Source organism: Actinopolymorpha alba DSM 45243 (genome assembly GCF_000373925.1).
GTDB lineage: Bacteria > Actinomycetota > Actinomycetes > Propionibacteriales > Actinopolymorphaceae > Actinopolymorpha > Actinopolymorpha alba.
Map to the genome: position 1 here is coordinate 1 of NZ_KB892725.1, position 1,919 is coordinate 1,919.

The 1,919-nt window shown below is 66.9% G+C and carries 1 protein-coding gene; it reads right to left on the reverse strand.

Going from position 1 to position 1,919, the window contains the following annotated elements; genetic code table 11:
* Positions 1-283: 283 nt before the first annotated feature.
* Positions 284-1,501, reverse strand: a complete 1,218-nt coding sequence (locus B141_RS0106350) for a Gfo/Idh/MocA family protein (RefSeq protein WP_020574326.1) — start codon at positions 1,499-1,501, stop codon at positions 284-286.
* Positions 1,502-1,919: the final 418 nt, after the last annotated feature.

The following is a 1,919-nucleotide window of genomic DNA, read 5'->3' on the forward strand; positions in this document are numbered from 1 at the left end:
AGCCTTCGCCGAGGAGACGCGTGCCCTGCTCGCCTCCCAGTCAGCCGACGGCGTGTTCTGGGACTGGCCCGGCGACACCGAGATCGTGTTCGCCCGCAAGCCAGCGTGACCTGGGCCGCCCACCTGAGGCGATGCCTACTCCGGCGCCACAGGACTGTCTCAGACTGAGGGCTCCTCTCTCGTCGGTCGGACAACTCGTCCGCACCCGGGTGCTGGGAGGGGCGCCAGGCTCGACGCGTCGAGCCTGGCGCCCCTCCCAGTTACCGTCCGGCGGCTGCCGGGTTCACCAGGCAGGATTCTCAGGGCCGTCCCCGAAGTCCGGGATCGGCAACCGGGCACCATCCTGGCGAGCCGACTCCAACGCGATCACACCCGGCAGCGTGAACCTGGCCGCCTTCCAGGCGTTCACCGGCGGCTGCGTCTTGGTCGTCACCGCCCGGACGAAATCGTCGGCCAGGAAGTGGTGGGAGCCCTCGTGCCCGTTGTGCGCCCCCTCGAACTCCTTGGGCAGCCGGCTTCGGTCCTGCACCTTGGCGTTGCCGGAGGCGAAGCTCTGCATCAGTGCCGGGTCGACGTCTCCGAAGCCCTCCGGCACCTGACCGCCGCGGGTGTAGAACAGGTCGCTGATGTCGAGGGTTTTGCCCTTGCGGTAGTCCTCGCCCTCGGTCTTGATGTTCCAGGTGGCGCCCTGACCGGTCTGCTCCATCACCGACTCGGTGCCGTAGAACCGGAACCGGGACTCGTGCCCCCTCCAGTAACCGACCCGGCGGAACTCGTTGGTGCGCATCGCGCCGCCGTCGGCGAGATGGAACAGCGCACTCATGTTGGAGAAGTCGTTGCCCCACAGCGACACGTCCTTGTCGAAGACGCCGTCGCCGCGATCGTCGCGGATGCCGATGCAGCTGACGCTGGTCGCGTACGTCGGCAGCGCACCGAGGACGCCGCCGATGGCGTGCGTCGGGTAGAGCATGGGCGGGTAGCTGGCGGTCTTCTTCCAGTCCTCGCCGCCGCTGTACTTGTAGGCAGCGTAGAAGCCGTTGTCCATGTCGTGGACGTAGTCGCCCTCGGCGTAGAACACCCGTCCGAACGCGCCCTCGGCGACCTTGTCACGGGCCCAGACCACGGCCGGGTTGTAGTAGCTGGTCTCGCCCATCATGTAGATCAGGCCGGTCTCGGTGACCTTGTCGATGATCGCCTTGATCTCGTCGGCGGTGATCGCCATCGGCACCGCGGAGTAGACGTTCTTGCCGGCCTCCAGCGCCTGCAACACCAGCGGGCCGTGCGTCCAGCGCTGGGTCAGCACCGCCACCGAGTCCACGTCGGAGGCCAGCATCTCCTCGACGTCGGCGAACGTGCCGGCCAGGTCGTACTTCTCCTGGTGCTCCTTGGCCCGCTCGGGAACGATGTCACAGGCGTAGACCGCCTCGACGTCGGGATGCATCTGCCACAACGAGATGAAACTGCGGGCGAACTGCCCGGTACCGATGACGCCGATCTTCATGTCGAATCATCCTTGCCGCTTGTCTTGATCATGTTCGAGCGGGTGTCGCGCCGGGTTCGCACCGGCGCGCTGCGTAGGTTCTGTGACTTGAGTCCAATGTTTCCAGGTCCGCCCGCCACCCTCGCTGTCGCTGGGCACTGATGGCCGCAGAAGTCCGGTGTCGGACTCGAGGAGATTTGCCGACGCCCAGTTGACCGGTCGTCGTTCGAGCCCAGGCCAGTACGTGGCCCGTCGTCGTCCGGGCGACACTGTCGTTCCCGCCGGGCGGCCACGGAGGTGACGGCGACTCCGGTCGGGAGTGACACATCGAGGCGGCGGTTCGAAAAGACTCAGAAATTCTCCGACGGACCTGTCGATCGGCGCCGCTCCCATTCGTAGCCCTGGTGAGAGACGGGCACCGTGCCCGCCCGACAAGCCC

Coding starts and splice junctions, on each gene's coding strand:
- B141_RS0106350 (WP_020574326.1), bottom strand. CDS start 1,501: ATGAAGATCGGCGTCATCGGTACCGGGCAGTTCGCCCGCAGTTTCATC.